The sequence below is a fragment of the Microvirga terrae genome (assembly GCF_013307435.2).
GTDB lineage: Bacteria > Pseudomonadota > Alphaproteobacteria > Rhizobiales > Beijerinckiaceae > Microvirga > Microvirga terrae.
The window spans coordinates 977,626-1,001,533 of sequence record NZ_CP102845.1 but is presented as its reverse complement, the minus strand read 5'-3'; the positions used below and the strand labels follow the sequence as shown (position 1 = coordinate 1,001,533).

14 protein-coding genes and 1 pseudogene are annotated in these 23,908 nt (G+C 64.8%); 4 read left to right on the top strand and 11 right to left on the bottom strand.

The window, feature by feature from the left end; all coding sequences use genetic code 11:
- Window position 1: 1 nt before the first annotated feature.
- Window positions 2–1,708 (top strand): annotated as a pseudogene (locus HPT29_RS04640) (NADPH-dependent assimilatory sulfite reductase hemoprotein subunit); the annotation flags it as partial.
- Window positions 1,705–3,213 carry a siroheme synthase CysG gene (cysG, locus tag HPT29_RS04635; RefSeq protein WP_173947882.1) on the top strand — a complete coding sequence of 503 codons (1,509 nt, stop codon included), beginning with the start codon at window positions 1,705–1,707 and terminating at the stop codon, window positions 3,211–3,213. The pseudogene HPT29_RS04640 and the gene cysG, both read left to right, overlap by 4 nt.
- Window positions 3,214–3,232: 19 nt before the next feature.
- On the opposite strand, the gene HPT29_RS04630 is transcribed toward cysG, so the two are convergent.
- The 3 genes from HPT29_RS04630 to HPT29_RS04620 all read right to left on the bottom strand — a co-directional run bounded on the left by HPT29_RS04630 (window position 3,233) and on the right by HPT29_RS04620 (window position 6,026).
- Entirely contained in the window at window positions 3,233–3,397 is a 165-nt protein-coding gene (locus HPT29_RS04630; protein WP_210272147.1) for a hypothetical protein, read from the bottom strand.
- Between the two features lie 220 nt (window positions 3,398–3,617).
- Window positions 3,618–4,859, bottom strand: coding sequence for a threonine synthase (locus HPT29_RS04625; RefSeq protein ID WP_173947880.1), 1,242 nt, complete (start codon window positions 4,857–4,859; stop codon window positions 3,618–3,620).
- Between the two features lie 273 nt (window positions 4,860–5,132).
- Window positions 5,133–6,026, bottom strand: coding sequence for a DMT family transporter (locus HPT29_RS04620; protein ID WP_173947879.1), 894 nt, complete (start codon window positions 6,024–6,026; stop codon window positions 5,133–5,135).
- Between the two features lie 87 nt (window positions 6,027–6,113).
- On the opposite strand from HPT29_RS04620, the gene HPT29_RS04615 reads away from it, so the two are divergent.
- Complete coding sequence (locus HPT29_RS04615; RefSeq protein ID WP_173947878.1) at window positions 6,114–7,034, top strand: LysR substrate-binding domain-containing protein; 921 nt, start codon at window positions 6,114–6,116, stop codon at window positions 7,032–7,034.
- Window positions 7,035–7,160: 126 nt separating this feature from the next.
- Here HPT29_RS04615 and HPT29_RS04610 read toward each other — a convergent pair whose 3' ends face one another.
- From HPT29_RS04610 to HPT29_RS04585, 6 genes are all read right to left on the bottom strand, one after another.
- Complete coding sequence (locus HPT29_RS04610; protein ID WP_173947877.1) at window positions 7,161–7,415, bottom strand: tetratricopeptide repeat protein; 255 nt, start codon at window positions 7,413–7,415, stop codon at window positions 7,161–7,163.
- Window positions 7,416–7,657: 242 nt separating this feature from the next.
- Window positions 7,658–8,734 carry an ABC transporter ATP-binding protein gene (locus HPT29_RS04605; RefSeq protein WP_173947876.1) on the bottom strand — a complete coding sequence of 359 codons (1,077 nt, stop codon included), beginning with the start codon at window positions 8,732–8,734 and terminating at the stop codon, window positions 7,658–7,660.
- Window positions 8,735–8,762: 28 nt separating this feature from the next.
- Window positions 8,763–9,815 carry a carbohydrate ABC transporter permease gene (locus HPT29_RS04600; protein ID WP_173947875.1) on the bottom strand — a complete coding sequence of 351 codons (1,053 nt, stop codon included), beginning with the start codon at window positions 9,813–9,815 and terminating at the stop codon, window positions 8,763–8,765.
- Window positions 9,812–10,843 carry a carbohydrate ABC transporter permease gene (locus HPT29_RS04595; protein WP_173947874.1) on the bottom strand — a complete coding sequence of 344 codons (1,032 nt, stop codon included), beginning with the start codon at window positions 10,841–10,843 and terminating at the stop codon, window positions 9,812–9,814. Before HPT29_RS04595 ends, HPT29_RS04600 begins: the two co-directional genes overlap by 4 nt.
- A gap of 15 nt (window positions 10,844–10,858) precedes the next feature.
- On the bottom strand, window positions 10,859–12,130 hold the full coding sequence (locus tag HPT29_RS04590; RefSeq protein WP_173947873.1) for an ABC transporter substrate-binding protein: 1,272 nt from the start codon (window positions 12,128–12,130) through the stop codon (window positions 10,859–10,861).
- A 28-nt stretch (window positions 12,131–12,158) separates the two neighbouring features.
- Window positions 12,159–14,705 carry a hypothetical protein gene (locus tag HPT29_RS04585; protein WP_173947872.1) on the bottom strand — a complete coding sequence of 849 codons (2,547 nt, stop codon included), beginning with the start codon at window positions 14,703–14,705 and terminating at the stop codon, window positions 12,159–12,161.
- Between the two features lie 298 nt (window positions 14,706–15,003).
- Here HPT29_RS04585 and HPT29_RS04580 point away from each other — a divergent pair, with 298 nt between their 5' ends.
- On the top strand, window positions 15,004–16,098 hold the full coding sequence (locus HPT29_RS04580; RefSeq protein ID WP_173947871.1) for a LacI family DNA-binding transcriptional regulator: 1,095 nt from the start codon (window positions 15,004–15,006) through the stop codon (window positions 16,096–16,098).
- A 60-nt stretch (window positions 16,099–16,158) separates the two neighbouring features.
- On the opposite strand, the gene HPT29_RS04575 is transcribed toward HPT29_RS04580, so the two are convergent.
- On the bottom strand, window positions 16,159–18,867 hold the full coding sequence (locus tag HPT29_RS04575; protein WP_173947870.1) for a calcium-binding protein: 2,709 nt from the start codon (window positions 18,865–18,867) through the stop codon (window positions 16,159–16,161).
- A gap of 248 nt (window positions 18,868–19,115) precedes the next feature.
- On the bottom strand, window positions 19,116–23,774 hold the full coding sequence (locus HPT29_RS04565) for a Calx-beta domain-containing protein (RefSeq protein WP_173947869.1): 4,659 nt from the start codon (window positions 23,772–23,774) through the stop codon (window positions 19,116–19,118).
- Window positions 23,775–23,908: the final 134 nt, after the last annotated feature.

Genomic DNA, 23,908 nt, shown 5'->3' with positions numbered 1-23,908 from the left:
ACTCTCGCGCAACGAGCGCATCAAAGAGGCAAGCGGCTATCTGCGCGGGACGCTCGCGGAAGGCCTCACCGACATCGTCACCGGGGCAATCACCGAAGACGACCAGCAGCTGGTCAAGTTCCACGGCATGTATCTGCAGGACGACCGGGATCTGCGGGCCGAGCGGACGAAGAAGAAGCTCGAGAAGGCCTTTTCGTTCATGATCCGCCTGCGCATACCGGGCGGCGTCTGCACGCCGGCCCAGTGGCTGCAGCTCGATCGGATCGCCCAGGATTACGCCAATGGAACGTTGCGCCTGACGACCCGGCAGACGTTCCAGTTCCATGGCGTGATCAAGTCGAACCTGAAGGCAACCATGAAGGCCATCGACGCGGCCCTTCTCGATACGCTCGCCGCCTGCGGCGACGTCAACCGCAACGTGCTGGCCTCGACCAATCCGCATCAGTCCCGCGCCCACGCGGCGGCCCTTGATCTCGCCCGGTCGATCTCCGAGCATCTCCTGCCGCAAACGCCGGCCTATCGGGAGATCTGGCTCGACGGGGAGAAGGTCGTCGGCGGAGAAGAGGTCATCGAACCCGTCTACGGTCGGACCTACCTGCCGCGGAAGTTCAAGACGGTGGTGGCGGTTCCGCCGTCGAACGAGGTCGACATCTTCGCACAGGATCTCGGCTTCATCGCGATCCTCGGCAAGAAGGGCGAGGTCAAGGGCTGGAACGTGACGGTCGGCGGCGGCATGGGCATGACCCACGGTGAGGAGGACACCTATCCCCGCACGGCCGACGTGCTGGGCTTCTGCCGGCCCGAAGACGCCCTTGCCGTGGCGGAGGCTGTGGTGACGGTGCAGCGCGACTGGGGCGACCGCACGCTCCGCAAGCATGCGCGCCTCAAGTACACCATCGAGGATCGGGGCCTCGACGCGTTCCGCGCCGAGGTCGAGCGTCGCATCGGCAAAGCCCTGGGCAAGCCGCAGCCTTTCCGGTTCGACAACAACGGCGATCGCTACGGGTGGGTCGAGGGCGAAGACGGCCGCTCCCACTTGACGCTCTTCATCGAGAACGGCCGTCTGCGCGACATTCCGGGCGGCCCTTCCCTCCTGACGGGCTTCCGTCGGATCGCCGAGATCCACGACGGCGAGTTCCGCCTCACGGCGAACCAGAACGTGATCGTGGCCAATGTCTCACCGGGGAAGCGCGCGCAGATCGAAGCGCTCGTCGAGGATCATGGCCTGACGAGCCATGCCACGGCGCTGCGGCGCAACGCGATGGCCTGCGTGGCCCTGCCGACCTGCGGTCTGGCGCTGGCCGAGAGCGAGCGCTACCTGCCCTCGCTCGTGACGGCGCTCGAGGAGCGCCTCAGCCTTCGCGGCCTCGCCGAGGACGAGATCACGATCCGCATGACCGGTTGCCCCAATGGCTGCGCCCGCCCGTATATCGCGGAGATCGGCCTCGTGGGCAAAGGCCCGGGTCGGTACAATCTCTATCTCGGCGGCGCCTTCGACGGGTCCCGCCTCTCGAAGCTCTATGCGGCCGACCTGCAGCACGACGAGATCATCGCCGCTCTCGACCCGCTCTTCGCGGCCTACGCCCATGGCCGAAAGGTCGCCGAGAGGTTCGGGGATTTCGTCATCCGCGCCGGGATCGTGGCCGCAACGGGCAACGGTCGCGATTTTCACGCCAACACGGGCCCTCTGGCCGAGGCGGCGGAATGAGCGTGCCCGCTCGCGCCGACGATCGGCGTCCCGCACGCCTCAACGCCCTGCCGAAGCTGCCGCTCTTCGTCGATCTCGCCGGGCGCTCGATTCTTGTCGTTGGAGGATCGGACGGCATCGCCTGGAAGGCCGAACTCCTCGCGGCAGCCGGCGGCACCGTCAGGATCGTTGCGGAGAACCCCTCGCCTGAGCTTCGCTCCGTCGTTCGAAACGATCCGACGCGCCTCACCCTGATGCGACGTTCGTGGCGTGAGGCGGATCTCGCCGGAGTCTCTGTCGCGATCGCGGACATCGAGGACCGGCAGGACGCCGCAAACTTCGCCGAAGCGGCGCGCCGGCACGGCGCGCTCGTCAACGTCGTCGACAAACCGGCCTTCTGCGATTTCCAGTTCGGCACCATCGTCAATCGCGCTCCGGTCGTCGTGTCCATATCGACCGATGGCGCGGCTCCCATCCTGGGCCAGGCCATTCGTCGCCGCATCGAGGCGGTTCTGCCTCCCTCGCTCGGCGCGTGGGCGCAGGCTGCAAAGGCCTTCCGTGATCGCCTGCGGGACATCGTCCCGTCGAAGTCGGGTCGACGTCGGTTCTGGGAGCAGTTCGTCGATGTCGCATTCGCGAACGGATCGCAAGACCGAAACGGGACTTTGGATCGCCTCGCACGCGAGCTTGGCGAAGAAGGATCGGAGAGGCGAGGACCAGGTGAGGTTGTCATCGTCGGCGCGGGTCCGGGCGATCCCGAACTCCTGACCCTGAAGGCGATGCGCGAGCTGCAGGCGGCCGACGTGATCGTCTACGACCGCCTTGTCACGCCGGCCATCCTCGAACTGGCGCGCCGGGAGGCCCGCCGGGTCCATGTCGGCAAGGAGGGCCATGGCGCATCATGCCGCCAGGACGACATCAACGCCCTCATCGTCGATCTGGCGCTTGCAGGCGAGCGCGTCGTTCGTCTCAAGGGCGGGGATCCCGCCATCTTCGGCCGCACCGGCGAGGAGGTCGCGGCCTGCCGGGAAGCCGGCGTTCCGGTTCGGGTCGTTCCCGGCATCACGACCGCGAGCGCAGCGGCGGCCTCACTCAACGCTTCTCTGACCCATCGCGATCATGCTCAACGGGTGCAGTTCATCACCGCGCATGACCGGCATGGGGATCTACCCGAGAGCCTGAATCTTGCAGCCCTGGCGGACCCTCTTGCGACGACGGTCGTCTATATGGGCCGGCGCACGGCATCCAAGCTGGCGACCCGGATGGTCGAGAGCGGCCTTCCGTCCGACACGCCGGTCGTGGCCATCAGCAACGTGTCGCGAGACGATCAGGACAGCGTGCATTCGACGATCGGGAATGTGGCGCGCGGCATCGATCTGCCCGAGGACGGTCCATTGATCATCGCCATCGGGGCATCCGTTGCCGCACCGAACGACATCCAGGAGCGGTCGCTCAACGCTTCCCACGCGCAGAAGCCGCTCTCCCCCGCCAACGAACAGTTTGTTCGCGCAGTGTTGAATCACTGAAAAGCGGCTGGAGGCTCCGTCAGAGCGGCCTTGCCGTGGCAGTCGCGGTGATCTGATCGAAATAGGCAACCCTGCCGGCGACGGCTGCTCCGACGGCGAGCCAGAACACAAGTATTCCGAGAATCATCTTGCGCGGTGAGCGCGAATGTCCCTGAGACATGGTGTCGTCTGTACCTGCTGCCATCTCCCTTCAATTTACAGGTCGCGCAGTCAAACGGACAGCATCTTCGAGGCAATGAGTGAAATTCAGAAGATCGTTCTCATCATGGCCCGGCACGCGTCGAGACCGTTCTATGGATCCTATTCGGAGCAGCATAAAATTCTAAGGCTCACCGGCCGTGGGTGAGCCTTGTTGAAGACCACGCTGTCGGAGTGGATCATTGCCGTCTCGCGACGGGGGACACTCATGCGAGCTTGGCGAAATCGATCGGCTTGGTGCGGTCGAGAGACGCGTGCATCGGCGGCAGGGGATATTTCAGACCGGTCGCGCAATTGAACAGCACGACACGCTCATCCCTGCGCACCCGGCCGTCGGTGAGCGCCTGTCGATAGGCCACAACGGTTGCGCCTCCTTCCGGGCTCAGCAGGAGGCCGTCGTCGCGCGCGACGGATGCGACCGCGTCCGTGATGGCCTCGTCCGAGACCGCCATGGCGAAACCACCGCTGTCCCTCACCGCGCGTAGAATGAGAAAGTCGCCCACGGCCTGCGGCACGCGAATTCCCCATGCGAGCGTGTGGGCATTCTCCCAGCGCGTGGCCGTCTCCGTGCCGTCTTCGAAGGCCCGGACCATCGGAGCGCAGCCTTCCGCCTGAACGGCAACCATGCGCGGACGCTTGCTGCCGATGAAGCCGATAGCCTCCAGCTCGTCGAAAGCCTTCCACATACCGATCAGGCCGGTGCCGCCACCCGTGGGATAGAAGATCACGTCGGGAAGCTCCCAGCCGAGCTGTTCCGCAAGCTCCAGCCCCATCGTCTTCTTGCCCTCGATCCGGTAGGGCTCTTTGAGCGTCGAGACGTCGAACCATCCTGTCGTCTCGCGGCCCTGCGCAACGAGCTTTCCGCAATCGTCGATCAGGCCGTTGACGCGATAGACGGAGGCTCCCTGGAGGGCGATCTCGGATAGATTGATCTCCGGCGTATCCTCCGGGCAGAAGACGGTGGCGCGCATGCCCGCGCGACTGGCATAGGCGGCAAGCGCCGCTCCGGCATTGCCGTTGCTCGGCATCGCCAGATGCCCGATCCCGAAAGCCTTGGCCATAGACACGGCCATCACGAGGCCACGGGCCTTGAACGATCCCGTGGGAAGACGGCCCTCGTCCTTCACGAGCACCTCCCCGCCTCCACCGACCTTGGACCGTGCAAGAGGAACGAGCGGAGTGGTCGTTTCTCCGAGGCTCACGATGTCCGCGGCGCGGCGTACCGGCAGAAGCTCGCGCCACCGCCACAGATCGTTCGGGCGCTGGGACAGCTCGTCCTTGCTCAGAGCGGCGCGTACACCCTTAAGATCGTAGCGGACCAGCAGGGGCTTGCCGGCACGGGACAGATTGTGCGGCTTGTCCGCCTCGTAGATCTCGCCGGTCCACGAACACTCGAGATGGGTGACGAAGGTCGGCCGCTCAGTGATGAGATTTGCGTTGGCATTCATGAGATCGCCTTTTGACATCTTGATGGGAGCCATCGTGATGGGCCGCAGCTTCGCAAGCGGCACGGGACGTGAATGAATACCGGATTCGCCGCGACTCGGACATCACTGATCGCGATGCAGGAGTCACAATGGCGCGCACTGCTCCCGGCGAGTGCGCCAGCACTCGCTTGAATACCCGACTGAAGAAGAGCGTCGTCGCGCTGCATAGCGCGACGACGCTCTTTCTGCTGCCTATCAACCGAATGACCGCAGCTCTCTGCTTTCCCGTCTCTCCTATCGCCGCCAGTTGACAACGGCGACGCCTGCGAGCGCCATTACGCCGCCGACGGCCCCGAGCAGGGTCGGGGCCTCGCCGAGCCAGACAAAGCCCAGAAGAGTCGCGACCGGCGGCACGCAGTACATGAAGTTCGACGCGCGGCTCGCCGGCAGGCGCGACAGGGCGATCGCCCAGGTGCCGTACGCGATGAGGCTCGGGACAACGCCGAGATAGATGACCGCCATGATCCCCGACGAAGGCGCGACGATGAACTGGCCGGCGCCACTCGGGAGCCACGGGGCGAGGACCAATGCGCCGAGCACCATGTTCCATGCCGAGACCGTAAGCGGCTTATGCCGGGCAAAGAGCGGCTTCTGCACGACCGTGGTCACCGAGTTGCAGAGCGCCGCGCCGAGGATGAGCAGGGCTCCGGTCTCGAGGCGCATTCCGTCGCCTTCCCCAAGAGCGATGAGCCCGATGCCGGCGAACGATACCGCCGTCCCGACCCAGGCTCCGGCGCTGAACCGCTCTCCCAGGACGAGCATCGCCAGCGCGGCCGTCATGATGGGGTTCGTGTTGATGATGAAGCTTGCCGCTCCAGCCGAGACGGTCATCTCGCCTATGTTGAGAAGCCCCGTATAGAGCGCCACGAACAGAAGCCCGCCGGCTGCCAGGCGGACGAAGTCGGCCGGTGTCGGCCAGCCCGGACGGGTGAGGACGAGGAAGAGAGCGGCCGGCAGAGCTGCGATCGCAAACCGCAGGGCGCCGAGCTCGATGGGGCCGAAGGCCTGCAGGCCTGCCCGGATGGCCGGGAAGGCCGACGCCCAGGCGAGGATCGTGACGATCACCGCAGCGACCGTCACGTGGTCGGAGGATAGGGGTTTGGAGGGATGGACGGCACCGATGCTCATGGGACACTCGCGATGGAAATGGCGAGCCCGAGAATTCGTCGATCCGAGCTGATTGACAATCGAACAATTCAACTGTCAGCTGTGAGCATGAGTCATAGCTCGACGCCCTTGCCACCGCTTGATGCCCTGCGGGCCTTCGAGGCCGCAGCCCGGCTCGGCAGCTTCTCGGCCGCGGCGAACGATCTCCACCTCACCCATGGCGCCATCAGCCGCCAAGTGGCCAAGCTTGAGCATTGGCTGGGAGAACGGCTGTTCGACCGGCAGGCGCGCGGCGTCGCCCTGACGCCGCAGGGGCAGCGCCTCCACCAGCGGACGAGCGAGGCCTTCGCGCTGATCGCGGACAGCTCCGACCGCTGGATCGAGCGGCGCGGCGCGGCCATCGTCCGTCTGACGTCGATCCCGTCGGTCAGCAGCCTCTGGCTGATGCCGCGCCTGAAGGCCTTCGAGGACGGCGACCCGTCCCTGCGCATCGAGTTCGTGGTGGAGCACCGCAACATCGACCTCGAAGCCGAGGGAATCGATCTGGCGATCCGCTGCGGGCGCGGCATCCTCCCCGGACGGATGTCCGTGCGCCTGTTCGAGGAGCAGTGCTTCCCGATCGCGTCACCGGCTCTGGCAGGCGCACTCGGTGCCGGAGCTCCGGAACGGCTTCTGGATTATCCGCTGGTCCATGATTCCGATGCTTCCGCATGGCGGGCGTGGTTTGCCGCGCAGGGGATGGATTACCGCCCTCGCCCACAGGATCGCCGCTTCGAAGATTACAACCTCGTGCTCGATGCCGCCGCCCACGGCCTCGGCATCGCGCTGGCCCGCCCTCCCCTGGCGGGCGATGCCTTGCGCACCGGGCGTGTCGCGGCGGTGGATTCACGGATGGTCGTCAATCCCGTATCGTACTGGCTCGACCGTACGCCAAGTCGCCTCCGGCCGTCCGCAGCCGAACTCGCCCGGCGCATCATGGCGGAGGCCGGGGTGAACGGTGCGGATGCCCGGACATTCCTGAGTGCGTAAAGTCTCAGCGCATCCTGATCTCCATACAGATCAGGATGAATTATCTTGGCGCTGTCCTGGCTCCTGACAGCATTGCAACGCATCAAGGATGATGTGCCCCTACGGCCTTTCTCTATCCCCTGACGCCTATGTGAGAGAGCCGGTCTCGACGGCGCTTGGGATGGTGCGGCTTGCCTTGTCGAGCCAGAACACGGCCCGCTCGTACCGCCAGTCGAGCCGAATGGCACGCCGGAAATCTCTGATCGCTCGGTCGTGCTGGCCAAGACCAAGGAGAATGCGGCCGCGGATGACATGAAAACGGGCGGAATGAGGCCGGCTCGCGTTCATGGTCTTGGAGTGGAAAAGCCCCTGGGTCCAGTCGGGGGCGAGGCGCGGAAGCATTCCTTTTGGCCGGTGGACGCTGCTTTGATGGCAGGACATGGTTTCTCGCGTAGGATGCATGGTGCTCGTGGCCGCCTCAGTTCGGGACAGCGGATCGCTTTCCCGGATGACCAGGAGAGAATGTCGTGGATCGTCCGCGGCAGAAATCGGAGGAGCGTAAAGCCTGTCGGAAAAGCGCAGGAATCGTACTTTCCCCAAGCGAACAACGTATCATAGTCGCCCGAGCGGACCTGATCGCTGGTTCAGCCCCGCTGCAGGGCGTTTCCCTGCGCATCGAACACATGAAGCGCATCGGGCGGCAGCGCGACCCCGATGCGTTCGCCGATGGCATAGCGCCGCTGGCCAGGTGCCGAGACCGTGAAGATTTCGCCCTCGTCCGTCCTGCCGTGCAGGATGGTCTCTGCCCCGAGCTGCTCGACGAGGGACAGTTCGAGCGCGATCACTCCCTGATCGACATCGGTCACCGTGGCGGCATGAGGGCGAATGCCGATCGCGATTTTGGAACCCGGCGCTACGTCGAGGTGTGGCAGCTTCTGCGGACGGCCATTCACCTGCACGCCCGTGCCGCCCTCCAGCGGAACGGCCTCGGCCTCGATGAAGTTCATGCGGGGAGAGCCGATGAAACCCGCGACGAACCGGTTGGCGGGATTGTTGTAGAGCTCGAGCGGCGTTCCGACCTGCTCGATCCGCCCGTCGCGCAGGACGACGATGCGGTCGGCGAGCGTCATCGCCTCGGTCTGGTCATGGGTGACGTAGATCATCGTGGCGTTGAGCCGCTTGTGAAGGGCGGCGAGTTCGGCGCGCATCACCACGCGCAGCTCCGCATCGAGGTTCGACAGGGGCTCGTCGAGAAGGAAGATCCCGGGGCGGCGCACGATGGCGCGGCCGATCGCAACGCGCTGGCGCTGTCCGCCGGACAGCTGGCGCGGCTTGCGGTGCAGGAGCGGCTCGATCAGCAGCATCCGGGCCGCCTCCATCACGCGTCTCTCGATCTCGTCCCTCGGCATGCGGCTGTTCTCAAGCCCGAAGGCGAGATTCTGCCGCACGCTCATGTGCGGGTAGAGCGCATAGGACTGGAACACCATGGCGAGCCCCCGGTCGGCCGCCGACACGTCGTTGACGATCCGGTCGTCGAGCTTGATCTCGCCCGAGCTCGCGCGCTCGAGTCCCGCGATGGTGCGCAGAAGCGTGGACTTGCCGCAGCCGGACGGTCCGACGAAGACCACGAATTCGCCGTCCCTGACTTCGAGGTCGATTCCGTGCAGGACGCGAACGGATCCGAACTCCTTGGCGACCTGGCGCAGAACGAGATGGCTCACGATGGGCTCTTTCCAGTGTTGCTCGACCCTACTTCAGGCCGGTATTCGCGATGCCCGCGGTGATGTAGCGTTGAAGGAACAGGAAGATCAGGGCGACCGGGACGATCGACAGGACCGTCATGGCAAGCACGTAGTGCCATTGCACGTTCAGCTCGCCCGAGAACGCGTTGAGACCGACCTGCAGGGTGTAATGCTCCTTGCGCGAGAGGACGATCAAGGGCCACAGGAAGTCGTTCCAGCGCCACATGACCGAGAAGATCGCCAGGACGGCCAGGGCGGGCGCGGCCAGCGGCAGGACGATACGCCAGTAGATCTGCCACTCGGACGCCTTGTCCATGCGGGCCGCGTCGATCAGCTCGTCGGGAATCGTGAGCATGTACTGCCGCAGCAGGAAGACACCGGTGGGCGTCGCCACCGTCGGCAGGATCACGCCCCAGAGCGTGTCGAACAGGTTGAGCGAGTTCACCACGAGATAGAGCGGAACGACGATGACCGACAAAGGCACCATCAGGGTTGCGAGGATGATGCCGAGCACCGCCGTGCGCCCCTTGAACTCGTATTTCGACAAGGCGAAAGCCGCCATGGAATTCACCACGAGCGTGATGAGCGTCGCCATGACCGTGACGAAGAGCGAGTTCCGGAAATAGCGCAGGAAGTCGAATTGCTGCAGCGGTTCGGCATAGTTCGCCGTAGCGAATTTGATCTCCCGCACGGGCGTTCTCCTGTCGATCGGCACGCGGATGACGGGACCCGGGTTCTGCGGATCGACCATCTGGGCCATGATGCCGACGCGCCGCACTTGAGCGAGGATAGTCGCGCTGCCGTCGTCGAGGATCACGCGAAAGAGCGGCAGCGGCTGCTCATAGCCTTGAACCCGGACTACCTGGGCGTCGAGCGGCATGAAGGTAGGCGGGAACTCGGCCAGGTTCGCGGGTGTCTTGAAGGACGAGACCGCAAGCCACAGGACCGGGCCGAACATCAGGACGAGACCAAGGCCGAGCCAGACAGTGGCCAGCACGTCGGTCCAGTGCCAGCCGGCGCCTCCGCGCCGGCGCAGGAGGAAGGTGGCCAGGGCGTTCATGCGGCCTCCTTCCGGGCGCGCCTGTTCGACGCCAGGAGCTGCAGGGCCGTGAGAGCGACAAGGACGATCCCCATGAGGATCGAGGCCGCCGATGCGAGCCCGAGATTGCGCAGCACGTGGGCGAAGCCTGTCTCATAGATGTACTGGGTGATGAACATGGTGCTGGTGCCCGGGCCGCCGCCGGTGAGCACGAAGGCCTCGTCGAAGATCTGCACGGCCTTGATGAGGGCCAGGATGATGACGACGAGGAGATTCGGCCACAGGAGCGGCAGGGTGATGCGCCGGAAGGTGCGCATGCGGCCGGTACCGTCCATCATGGCAGCCTCGTAGAGATCGCGCGGAATGGCCTGGAGACCGGCGAGCAGGATGAGCGCATAGAAGCCGAGATGGGCCCAGACGGACACGAAGATGGCCCAGAACATGGCCCAGTTCCGCTCGGCCAGCCAGAGGGTGCGCTCGAAGCCGAGGTCCAGGAGAAGCGCATTGAGCAGCCCGTCGCGCTGCAGGATCCATTTCCAGATCAGGCCGACGACCACCGGCGAGAGCAGGACGGGAAAGAAGAAGACGCCGCGCCAGAAGCCCCGGGCGCGCATCTCGCGGTTGAGGACAAGCGCCGTCGCCAGGGAGGCGAGCACGAGCAGCGTGACCTGCAGTACGACGAAAAGCGCCGTGTTGTGCAGGCTCTGCCAGAAGGCATCCTGCAGGCAGGTGGCCGGGACGGTATAGTCCCCGCAGGTGAGCAGCGTCTTGTACTGGTCGAGACCGACGAAGTAGCGGCCTTCGAAGAAGATGGCGGTTCCGCCGGTCAGGGAATAGGCGAGGTTGATGGCGACGGGAATGAGCACGAAGACGCCGAAGATCAGCATGTTCGGGGCCAGGAAAACGGCCCCCATGCCGCCGATGCCGAACCGACGCTGAACGGCACTCATGGGAGCGTTGAGGGCTCCCATCAGGACGCGGAAGGGCAAGGCGAGCATGGAGGACAGGCCGGCCGCCCGCCCTCCCGACACCTGGGTGGTGATGCTCATCGCGCGTGCCCTCGGCTAGCGCGACGCTTCCGCAACCTTCTGCTTGATGTCGTCCTCGATGCGGGCATAAGCGTCGGAGAGTTGCGTCTCGCCGGCGACCACCTGACCGAGACGGCTGATGACAGCCGCGTAGATCGTGCCCGACCATTTATAACTCTGCATCTTCAGGGCGAGCGGATCGGCGGTCTGGGTCGCGTTGAGGAAGATGTCGAGCGACTTCTTCACGTTCGGATCGCTCGACTTGAAGTCGACGCCCTTGGCCGCGACGCCCTGATGCGCCGGCAGGAACAGGGTGCGTTCGGAGAACTCGCGCACCACGGGCTCGCTCGCGAGATATTCGACGACCCGGGCCACCTCCTTCGGGTTCTGCGTGTACTTCACGGCCACGAGGCCGGCGCCGCCCGGCATGCCCGTGCAGGCGGCAGGCCCGCAGGGCTCGGGGGCCGCCGACCAGTCGAACGCGTCCTTGATCTTCTGGGAGAACTGGGCGACCTGCCAGGAGCCGGAGAAGTAGACCGCAACCTGGCCGTTCACGAACTCCTCATTGGCGCCCTTGTAGGTCGTTCCGGCGACGCCGCCCCAGATCTCGCGCGGCATGATGCCGTTCTTGTGCCAGTCGGCGATGCGCTGGGCCATGGCCTTGAAGCCCTCGTCCACGACGGCGGGCTTGCCGTCAGGGCCGATCACCTTCGCGCCCATGGAGATGGCCGGTCCCATGAAGCGGTGGCCCGAACGGTCGAACGCCAGCGCGATCGGGATCTTCTGGCTGTCGGCCACCTTCTTGGCGGCCGCCGCCCACTCGTCCCAGGTCGCCTTCGAACCGGGAACGGGCACGCCCGCCTGCTCGAACAGCGTGGTGTTCACGAGCGGGCCCGTGATGGTGAGCTGGGTCATGAAGCCGGGCAGCGCCTGGCTGCCGTCCTCGCGCATCCAGTCGAGGGTGTTGCTGAAGTTCTTTTCGAAGGTCGCGGCATCCTTTAGGTGCGGGCGCAGATCGAGCCAGTGCTTGGCCTGCGACTTCAGCTCCACCACGCGCACGATATCGGGTCCGCGCCCGGCTTCGAGCTGAACGGGCAGCTGATCCTTGATGACGCCGAACGCAACGTTGTCGACCACGACCTTGATATCGGGATTCTGGGATTCGAAGCGCTTGACGAGGTCCTGCAGGACCTCGCCCTCGTTGCCGTCCGAGTACCACATGATGCGCACTTCGGTGGCCGCTTGCGCGATGGAGGCGCTCAATGCGAGCGCGAGGGCACCGAAGGCCAGGTGTTTCAGTTGTTTCATCACTTTCCTCCCATGATGAATTCTTGGTTCAGGCAATCTCGCGTTGCTCTTGTTTGGTCTGTTGGGAAGGCAGCGGCACGTGCGCTCCTTCCGGAAAAACCGTCAGGGTCCCGGACAAGGTCCAGGTCTTCGGATCGATGGTTTCCTTGGGCGTCTTCACCGCCCCGTCGGGATGACACCCCACAGGGCCGAAATCGGGATCCTGGACCAGAATGACGCCATCGCTGCGCTCCTCGGCGGAGAGGTTTGCGAAGCGCTCGCCGAAGGCGGCCAGGCTAGCCTCGGTCGCGATGTCCGACAGGCGCACGATCCAGCGGCCCGCATATCCCGGAAGGCGCACTTCGCATCCGGCCGTCGGGCCCGTCGCGACCCGTTCCAAGGGGCCACTCGCGACGATGAGGCAGAGCCCTTCACCGGAGCGCACCAGGATTCGGTTGCCCAGGTGGATCACCTCATCCATCTCGGCTTCCGGCAGCCAGGCATGGGTGAAGTCCGGCTGGGCCGGATGCGCGGCGAAGTCCACGAGCGCCAGGGAGCGGAACTGATGCACGCGCGGCACCGTTCCGCAGCCGCCCCAATAGGACGGGCGGCCGTAACCGCTGTGGATCACCTCGCCGGGATGGTTGATCCAGATCTGGGCTTCCGGAGTTTCCCCGAGGCGAAGATGCAGAACGGTCTCCTGATAGCCCCACTCGCCCCAGCGATAGGCCGCGATGCTGCCCAGCGCGTAATCCTTCGACTTGAAGTGATAGAGGGACGCGATGCCGTTCTCGCCCTGCTTGTAGCGCCATTCATACGCTCCGGCGCTCCGATGATCGGAGAATGCGGCCAGGCGCGGGTCGATCGTGAGGCCATGCTCGGCGAAGCACAGGGCGAGCTGAGGCACGGCATGGAAGCGGCGGCCGAGCGAACCCTGCCCGAAGGCGAGATAGGAGATGCCCGAGAGTTCGAGCGTGCGCCCGGGGCGCAGCGTGTGCTCATAGCTGCGGCCCTGCGAGGCGGTCATCATGCCATGATGGCTCGACAGGGCCATGATCTCGAGCAGGCGCCGGATGGCGGCGCCGGACCGCTCCCGGATGCCGGCGTCGGGCGAGAGGGCGTAGAGCGCGCACAGGCCCTTCAGGTCGATGGGGAAGTACGGCGCCGAATTCCATTCGGCCATCTCGCAGGCCTCGAAATGGGTCAGCCATTCGACGAGCCTCTGCCGGCCGATCTCCGCCTGCTCGCGGCCCCTGCGCCCGGACCGTGTGAAGGTCGCATCCGGAAACAGCGAGCCCGCGAGATGGCAAGCCGTGTGGAACAGCAGCGCGTGGTTCTCACTGAAGTACCACATCACGTCGTTGCCGGGCTCGTCCATCCAGTAGCGGAAGCGCAGGATCACGTCGTCCATGCCGGCCCGCGTGTCCGAAGCGATCCGCTCCGGCCAGGCCATGCGGGACCAGAGGAGCGGCACCAGCAGGAAGTCCGCGCAATCGTGGCAATCGCCGACGATGGGCAGGCAGGACTCGATGATGCGGTCCGTGTCCGGCCCGCCCCGGTCGAGCGCGAGGCGCGCCAGCACGGCCACCATATCGCGCTCCCCGCGCTCCGACACGTGGTCGAGCACGGCCCGCGCCCTGACCCCGATGTCGGGAGACGCGGGCGGCTGCCGGTCGAGGTGGCAGATCTCGACGCCCAGCACCCGCGTTGCCGCAAAGGAGCCGTCGCGCAGGGTGATGTCGAAATGCCGGAAATCGGCCGGGAGTTCGCTCGTATCGGCGATAGCGATCCGAGCCGCGCCGGCCGGCAGCGCCTTGTCGAACGCGAGCGTATCTTCCGTGGACATGAAGTCGCCGCGCACCGCGACCCGCACGTCGAGCGGATAGGTCGCGGCATGATCGAACACGATGGCGACCTCGCCCCGTCCATAAGACGGCCTCTCGAAGCGCATGCCCTCCAGCATGCTCTCCACGGCGGCCGCGCGCGCCTCATCGACGGCGATCGGCAATCCGACCGACAGACCCTCGCCGGATACCAGCTCGAGACTGAAGTAATAGCGGGCATCCCGCTCGCAGAGGTCGGCGAACCAGACCCGCAGCTCGTTCCGGCCTGTCTTGAGGGCAATGTCGATCTCGACGCGCTCCTCGAAATTGCGCTGGTACCGGGCAAGCTCCGCCACACGGCGTCCATTGACCTCAAGGAAGGCACCGCCGCAGGTGGCGAAGCTGAATCGCGCCGTTTGATCACGTGGGGACTCGATCGTGGTCCGGGCCCAGCATTCGACCCGCGTGGCCCTGAACCAGAATCCCGACAGGTCGACCCGGGGAGAGCCGAACGGCAGCCAGACCCGCGTCGGCGCGAAGTGCGTGACGGGCTGCGGGGTCTTGCCGCGATAAGCTTCGATGAAATCCGTCCGGCAGGCATATTGATGAGGGATGAAGTTCCGGTCCTTGGTCAGGAAGAAGAAGGCGTCCATCTTCCCTTTCATGGTACGGTCCGGAACGTCGTACCGCTCCTCGTGCACGTCGCCGAGCTGCCAATGGCCGACAGTCCGGCCGGTCGTCAGAGGATGGGTCAGATACGTCTCGCTTGCCATGACTGCCCTTACCCCAGTCTGCCCGCCACGCGCGCCCGACACGGCAGCGTGAGACCCGGGCTCCGTTTCCGGGGCAGCCGATCAGCTCGGCTGACCGGCTGACTTGTCCGGCTGCTGGAGCGGATGTCACCAGCCAACGAGCGGCCACGATGAGCCTCATGGAACGTGGCGGCGTCGCGGCTGGGACGCATTCTGTCCCTCATGTGCACTGCCTCCCAGGCATCGGCTTGTCGTTCGTGGGATTTTTCATGAGCGCCGGAGATTGCGCAACATGAAAATTTTTTGCAGCATCGCTCTCATGTCGAAGAAACCAACCTTGCCTTCGAAGACTCCGGGCCGCACCCGGCTGGGCGACATCGCCCTTGCGTGCAACGTCTCCATTAGCACCGTGTCGCGTGCCCTGACCGGCCAGAAAGGCGTTCGGGACGACATCCGCGAGCGGATCCTCGACGCCGCCAGGAGGGCTCGATATCCGCTTCCCAACAGAATACAGGGCGCGCGTATCGCGGTCTTTGCCAGCACGGCCGCCATGACGGATTACCGGCGTACGCAGTTCACCTGGCATGTGCTCGAGGGATTGAAGGCGGCCGCGACGGCGAAGGAGATCGAGATCTCCCTGGTGCCTCTGCCGGACTCCGACGAGAACCACGCTCCGCTCCGGGATGTGCTCGACAGCCAGAGCATCCTGGGCGCTCTCCTGCTCACGATCGACGACATGCAGGTGATGGAGCGCATCCAGGAGAGCGGGAAGCCTGCGGTTCTCATCAACGGGGACGATCCCCTCATGCGCATCTCCAGCGTCAGCCCCTGCAATCGCTCCGCCTCGCGCATGGCCTGCGATTATCTGATCGGCCTGGGTCACCAGCGCATCGGCTTCGTCATGCGCCCCGGCCGCACCACCATCCGGCGGCGTCTGGAAGGCTGGCGCGACGCTCTCGCCGAACATGGCCTGCCGTGCCCGGACGAGAACGTGATCGACGTCGAGGACTGGACCCCCGAATGCGCCGAACAGGCCATCGGCGAGCGTCTCGACAGAGGCGCCCTCGATGTGACGGCGCTCCTGTGCGCCGCCGACAGCCTTGCACTCGGCGCCCTCTCGGCTCTCACGGCCCGCCAGATAGCATGCCCGGACGAGATGTCGATCATGGGCATGGACGATCTGCCGATCTCGGACCTGCTCACGCCGCGGCTGACCACCATGCACATTCCCGCCCGCGAGCTGGGCGAAACGGCCGTCGACATGCTGGTCGAACTCGCGACGCACGGCGAGCGGGTCGTCCGCCGCACGGAGCTCGCCTGTTGCCTCGTCGAGCGCGATTCGACAGCACCGCCGATGCGTGAGATTGCATCGGGGGGCGCATCGGCAGACGCAGGACGCCGGATCCGGTTCTGACGGACGTCCGCGCCGATCGCCAGCGCCACTCTCCGACTCCCGCTCCGCGAGACAGGCTCCTCAGATGAAGAACAGCTCCTTGTGGATGAATTTCTTCATCGCATTCTTGTCGAAGGTCGCGATCACGACAGCCGCCTTGGAGCCGCTGCCGTCGGCATCGTAGGACAGGGTGAACTTCTTGGTGTTCAAAATGAAGAAGTCATCCTTGTCCTTTGCCTTCGAGCCGATCGTGAAGAATTTCTTCGCCAGGGCGGCGGGCTTTGCCTCCGTGCCCTTGCCGACCGCCTTGTAAAGGACCTTGTTGGCTTTCACCAGGGCGTTCTCGATCAAGATCCGGTCATCGGCGGGATTGTACGCGACGATCTTGTCGGCATCCGCCTTCGTGATGCGGCTGTCGAAGACGAAGCTGTCCGCACCCGCATCGCCCTGCAGGACATCCTTGCCGATCCCGCCGGCAAGGCGGTCACTGCCGAGGCCGCCCGAGAGGGTGTCGCTGCCGAGATGGCCGGTCAGGACATCGTCCCCGCCCATGCCGGACAGCGCGTTGGCGCCGTAGTTGCCCGAGACCGCATTGGCGGTGTCGCTCCCGGTGAGGTTGATGGCGTTCGTGCCGGCTTTCGCCATCAGGATTTCGACTTCCGCGGACGCGCCGAGCGCGAAGCTTTCCGATGCCGTCACCGTATCGATGCCCTGGCCGGCGAGTTCCGTCACCAGGTCGAGCCCATCGACCAGATAGGTGTCGTTGCCGACGCCGCCGCGCAGATCGTCCTTGCCGGCGCCCCCGTCGATCACGTCGTCGCCCTTCCAGTCGCTGATCGTGTCGTCCCCGGCGCCGCCGAGCAGGCGGTCCGCCCCTTCGCCGCCGTCGATCTGGTCGCGCCCCGCGCCGCCGTCCAGGGTGTTGGCCCCGGTATTGCCGTAGAGGGTGTTGTCGAGCTCGTTGCCGGTACCGGAGAAATTGCCGCTGCCTTCGAAGGCGAGGTATTCCAGGTTGGCCCCGAGCGTGTAATCGGCCGATGCGAGAACCCGGTCGAAGCCCACGCCGGAATCGACGATCACGTCGGCCTTGTTGTCGACCCAGTAGAGATCGCTGCCGGCCCCGCCGTCCATGCGGTCCGCGCCGGCGCCGCCGTGGAGGGAATCGTCCCCGTTTCCTCCCGCGAGCGTGTCGTTGCCGGCGCCGCCCCGGATGAAGTTGTGCTGATCGTTGCCGGTGCCGGCGAAGTTGCCCGCGCCGGTGAAGGTCATGTCCTCGACATTGTCCGTGAGCCTATAGACCGCGAAGCCGACCCGGACCGTGTCCCGGCCTTCGCCCGCCTCCTCGTGCACGCTGTCCTGGTCATCGATGGTGTAGGTGTCGTCGCCCTGGCCGCCCTTGAGATCGTCAGCCCCCGCGCCGCCATCCAGGGTGTCGCTGCCGAGCCCGCCTTTCAGCGTGTCGTTGCCGTCAAGTCCGGAGAGGCTGTTGCTGCCGCTGTTGCCGACGATCTCATTGGCGAGACCGTCTCCGGTCGCTTTGAGATTGGCGGAGCCGAGGAGTTCCAGATACTCCACGTTGGCGCCCTGCATGCTCAAGTTGAGGCTGGCCCGCGAGTAGATCCTGTCGTAGCCCTGATTGGCCAGCTCCGAAACGAAGTCGAGATCGATGTCGACATAATAGGTGTCATTGCCCTCCCCGCCGGTCAGGCCATCGGCCCCGCCACCGCCGTCGAGCGTGTCGTCCCCCTTCCCGCCATCAAGACCGTCGTTGCTGTTGTCGCCCCCGGTCAGGCGGTTGGCGAGATCGTTGCCTGTCGCGGATCCTCCCCGGGTCAAGACGAGGTTCTCGATCTGCGTTCCAACGAGCGTGTAGTCGATGTCGCCAGTGACGATAACGGTATCGTTACCCTCGCCGGCCTGCTCGATGACGGTATCGAGATCGCTGTCGACGTAGTAGGTGTCGTTCCCTTCTCCACCCGTGAGAACATCGTCTCCCAGTCCGCCGACGAGTGTGTCGTTGCCCTTGCCGCCGCTGAGATTGTCGTCGAGGTCGCTGCCGAGGAGATGATTGTCGAGATCGTTGCCGCTCGCCGACCCTCCGGCCGTCAGCACGATGTTCTCGATCTGGGTTCCGAGGATCGTATAGTCCATATTGACCGTGACGATCACGGTGTCGTTGCCTTCGTCGGCACCTTCGTTGATAAACTCGCTGCCGTCGACGAGATAGGTGTCGTTGCCGGCGCCGCCATCGAGCTGGTCGTCACCGTCGCCGCCGTCGAGGGTGTCGTTCCCGTCGCCGCCGATCAGATGGTCGTCGTCCAGGCCGCCGGCGAGGCTGTCGTCGCCGTCGCGCCCGTCGAGGGTATTGCTGCCGTCATTGCCCAGGATGGTGTTGCCGAGGGCATTGCCGAAGCCGTCGAGGTCGGCCGCGCCCTCCAGGGTCAGGTTTTCGATGTCGGGATAGTCTTCCAGGTCGATCGTTGAGTCCGACAGGATGGTGTCGTCACCGCCGCCATTCGCGGCATCCTCGCCTTCGATCGCGTCGTCGCCGCCTGCGAGACGGTAGACATCGTCGCCGAGGCCGCCCCGCAAGGTATCGGCGCCGGTGCCGCCGTCGAGCGTGTCGTCGCCGGCGAGGCCGACCAGGAGGTTTTTGCCGTCGTTGCCGGTCAGGATGTTGTCGAGGCCGTTGCCGATCACGTCGGCGTCGCCGTCCTGCGGCGCCAGAGCGAAATTCAGCTCTCCCGGAAGGAGGGTATAGGTGTTCGAGTCCGGATCGCGATTGGCCATGATGAAGCGCCTCTTATCAATATTATCACGTTTCATACGCCGCCTCGGGCGCGGCGGCAAGCCGTGCGATGCGCCGGCGGGCCCTCCGGCATGGACTGCCGTTTCACCCCGGGCGTCCCGACCCGTCAGGAACGTCACGGGCTCGATCCACAAGCGGAGATGAACGGAGCCGGCATCGTGCCGGCGGACCAACGAAAATCCCCGGCAGGTTGCCCTGCCGGGGTGAAAGGCGCCGCCGGAGCAGCCCGTCAGATGATGAAGATATCAGCGGCCTTGAGGCTCTTGATCTTCGCGATCTCGACCTCGCCTCCTTTGCCCGATCCGTTGGCGTCGTAATACAGCACGCCCTTCTTGTAGACCAGATAATCGTTCTTGTCCGTGGCCTTGTTGGCTTTGAACATGGTCGCGTCGAGCTTCAAGGGCGCTTCCATCGTGCCGAGCACGCCGAGCTTCTTGAACACGGCATTGTCGAGGAAGACCTTGTCCTGACCGGACTTGAAATCCACGACCTGGTCGAGATTGGCCGACTTGCTGGGCTTCTTGGTGAACACGAAGGCATCGTTGCCCGCGCCGCCATAGAGCTTGTCGTTGCCGGCCTCGCCGAAGAGCATGTCGTCGCCGTCCTCGCCCTTGATGACATCGTTGCCCGCGCCGCCAAAGAGCTTGTCGTTGTCGCGGCCGCCGAAGAGGTTGTCGTTGCCGGCATCGCCCGTGAGGGTATCGCGGCCGTTCTCGCCCTTCAGGGTGTCGTTGCCCGCGCCGCCGAAGAGGCTGTCGATGCCGTCGCCGCCTAGAAGCGAGTCGTTGCCGCCCTCGCCGTAGAGCTTGTCGTCACCGGCCAGCCCCTTGATGGTGTCCTTGGCATTGCCGGAGCCGCCTTTCAGATTGTCGTCGAGGGCGCGACCTTTCAGCGTCTCGGCCTTCTTCGTGCCGCGCTTGGTCAGGTCGGTCTGGTCCTCGACCTTGACGGTGAAGACCTGCTGGGTCGTGACCTTGCCGTCGCTCACCTCGACCTTGATCTGGTGGGACGCCATGTCCTCGAAGTTGACGCCCGGTCCCGCCAGCACGAGCTTGTTGCCCTTGATGTCGAACCGGCCGCCGGCGGTGTCGAGCAGCTTGTAGGTGAGCGTATCTCCATCCGCATCGGTCGCCGAGAGCGTGCCGACTTCCTGACCGACGGCGGTGAACTCCTTCACCGCGTTGTTCGGGATGGTCAGCGACAGGTTGGTGGGAGCTTGGTTTGTAGACGTCTCCTTCACCTTCACGGTGACCGTCTGCTCCGTCATGTCGGTTCCGTCGGAGACCCGGACCTTCAAGGCGTATGGCGTGTCGCCGTTGACCGGCAGCTTGCTGGCGTCGGCGATCCGGATCTTGCCGGCGGCGTCGATCGTGAACAGGCCGTTATAGGTGTTCTCCAGGGAATAGGAGAGCGTCCGGCCGTCTATAGCGGCGTCCTGGTCGGACGCCGTCACCGAGCCGATCTCCACGGCACCGGCGGTCTCCTGGACCAGGATCATCCCCGCCTCGGCGCCAGCTCCCGCCTGACCGCTGCCAGAATGAGCGATGGAGTTGATTTTCGGGCCGAGGTTGTCCTTGACGGTGATCGTGGCGCTGCCCTGAACGGTATAGGTCCCGTCGGAGGCCAAAAGCACGTAGGTCTGCTGCCCGACCATGGAGAGGTCCCTGACGACGATCTTGTTGCCGACGATCTCGAACCGGCCGTCACCGCTGATCTTCCCGTCCGAATTGGCCTGAGCTCCGAAGAACTGATAATCGATAATCTTGCCCTCGGGGTCGAGGTCGTCCATCGTCCCCACGACCAAGCCGGGAGCCTTGCTCTCGTGGATTGTGGCCAGGACGCTCGGTCGATCCGGCGCCTGGTTGCCTGGGAACTCGCCGAGAACGGTGATCTTGTCGCCGAAGGCTCTGGGGTTAGCCCCGTCGGTCAGCGTGAAGGAGAACGACGTGTTGGCGTTCGCGATGGAAGGCTTGAAGCTCCGCGCCGCCAGGAAGTTCTCGATATCGGCGGCGGTGCCGACCAGGGTGAACTGCCGGAAGCCGCCGGGATTGGTGCCGTTATCGGCCACCACGACACCGTTGGAGGTGCCGTCGGTCATGCCCGCATCGAACGAGCCGTTCGCGTTCAGGAAGGACACCGTGAGCGTGAGCTGCTCGCCGGCCCCGTCGAGGTCGTCCAGGTTGACGCCCGCGAGAACGCCGGCGATCGCCGTCCCGGTCGGTCCGTGGAAGTAGTCCTCGCCGGGGTCGATGACCAGGGTCGGCGCGTGATCGTCGTTGGTGATGGTGCCCATGGCGCTCTTGGCATTCTGGTTGATGGCGGCCCCTGTCGGCTCCGACAGGGTGACCGTGAAGGTTTCGTTCAGTTCGGCGATCCGGTCGCCCTTGACAAGCAGGACGATGTCCTGGAACTCGTCATCCGCGTCGAAGGTGAGGGTGCCCTGGAGCGCATCGAAGTCGCTGGCGTCGATGCCGGCACCTGTCGCGACCGTCCACTTCACCGTTGACTCCCGTCCGATCGACTCGCGTCTCACCGTGAAACGGTACTCCACCGTTCCGCTGTCACTCTCCGTGACTGCCGCGGACGCCGGGGCCGCGATCGACAGGACGGGCACGTTCTTCACCGTGATGGACACGTTGCCCGTGACAGTGCCGTTCGGAGCGCCGTCCGTGGCGACGACCGCATAGGCCGGCAGGGGCGTGTCCCCTCCCACTTCGGACAGCGTCCCGTTGACGACGATCGTGTTGCCCACGATCCGGAACTTCCCGTCCTGGCTGATCGTGTGGGCGGCATCCAGCGCATCGGCGAAGGTGTAGGTGATCGTATCGCCGTCGAGGTCTTTGAGGGCCATGGTGTGCACGAGCGTGCTGTCGGGCGAGCGCTCGTCGACACTCGCAGGGCCGGCCGGACTGGGAGGCGGCGTGTTCGCCGCCGCCGCCACGACGTTGAACGATCCCGAGCCTACGGCCACCGTGCCGTGCTGGCCGGCACCGCTGAAGGCATCGATCACGCTCACCGTGAACGCCTTGGTGCCGGCCGCGGCCGGCGTGTACTGCACCGTATCGATCAGGCTCGCCACGTCGACGGCCTTGCCGGTGAAGGTGAGGATGCGCGTGCCCGTGGTGGCCCCATTGTCGGTCACGTTCACGGCGTTCGGACCGGTCGTGCTCGCCGGCACCACCCAGGTCCCGCCGGCGGCAAACGAGATCGTCAGCGTGACCGCGTCGTTCTCCTCGTCCGTCACCGTGATGCCGGTGAACGGGTTCATGGCCGTGTTGGCCGTCGCCGCCACGTTCGTGGTCGGGATGGTTCCCGTGGCGTTGTCGTTGAAGTCCGCCGCCACCGTCACGGTGCCGCCATCCGACCACTGGTTCGCCGCTGCGGGCTTGACCTGCACGGTGAACACCGTGTTTGCCGCCGTGCTGAAACTGTCCGTCGGGTTGAACTGCATGCCGGACAGGATGGTGTTCAGCTGATCCCGGGTCAGGCCGGTGAACGTGTAGGTGCGCGTGGTGCCGCTATCCGACGGGTTTACCCCGTTGACCGTGCCGAAGGTGCCGTTGGCCAGCGCGAACGACACCTCGACCGTCAGCGCGTCGGTGTTGTTGGCATAGGCGACCGCCAGGTTGTTCTCAAACGGCTTGATCGTTCCCGTCGACTCCCCGTCAACCTGCTGCCGAACCCCCGTGATCGTCGGAGCCGCAATCTGGGTATCGTCGTTCTCGATGGTACCGGTGGCGGTGTTCTTCGTGCCGATCGAGGCATTGGTGTTGCCTGTCGTTCCCAGCGTGATCGTGAAGTTCTCGTCCGCTTCGAAGCCCGAATCCTTGCGCACCTTCACCACGAGTTGCGTGGTCAGTGCGTTGCCCACGAAAGTCGCCGTCCCCGCCAGGGCCTCGAAGTCGCCGGTATCGATCCCCGTGCCGTTGATCGACCAGGTCACGATCGAGTTGCCGCCGGTCGCGATATCGCGCACCAAATCATACGTGTACGTCGTCCAGTCGCCCGCCGTCGAGGAGGTTCCTTCCTGTTGGGAGATGTTCACCGTTGACGGGGCGAACTGAACCTTCGGAACATCGTCCGCCGTATTGTTGGTGACCACGAAGCGGAACTGTCGATCGAACGTGAGATTGGTATCATCGATCGCCCGGATCGTATGCTGGAAGTACTTGGCGTTGTCAGGAAGCGAATCGTAGTCGTACAACGAAGCATTGTTGATGACGACACGCCATCTTACTTGGTTGAATTGGTTTAAGAAGGATTCGATCTTGAAGACGCCGTCGCTGCTGGTCAACCCGTCTGAGGTCGAGGAATTCACGAACTTGTATGTGTGAGTGAGCGCATTGCTCGTGCCGTCTTCATCTTCTGAAACCAGCTGACCGATAATACCGGTGGAATGTTCGACCGATGGATATCCAGCCGGAGGAGTGGCCGGAGTGGTATCCCCGCCATTGACACCTCCAAAGGTGGTAATTCCCAGCTTCGTCGGAGCCTCGGCAACGTTACGCATCGTCACGACAGAAGACCCGACATCCTTTCGGGGCTCGCTGGCAGTGCCGCCGGAAATGGCGATCTCATGGGTAAAGTCGCCCCCCTCCCTGTCGAAAATGACGTCGCCGCCTTTGCCTGTAGCGACGAAGATTCGCAGGTATGTGCCGGCAGGTTGCCCGATCGGGTCGATGACCCGTTCAAAGTCGTAGGCCCCGCCCCAGTTCAGGGTCGTGGTGCCCTGCACATCCCAATTGTAAGTGAATGCCGGATCGATCTTGACATATCCGATGGTCGTACCATCGAGGATGTTTTCGTTGATCAGCACGTTGTTCAGGCCGCTCTGCTGCGGATTGCCGTCGCCGGTGGAGGGGGCTGAAGTAAAAGTCAGGGCGGTCATAGGAACCTCTTGGAAAGCCGGTTTATGAGCGGGATCTTACTACACGGTATAACGTCTAAGGAAACGCTATACTATTAGCTAATTTGAGTAAAGAACGCCATTAAGGGCAGGCGGCCGGGGGCCGCCTGCCCTTA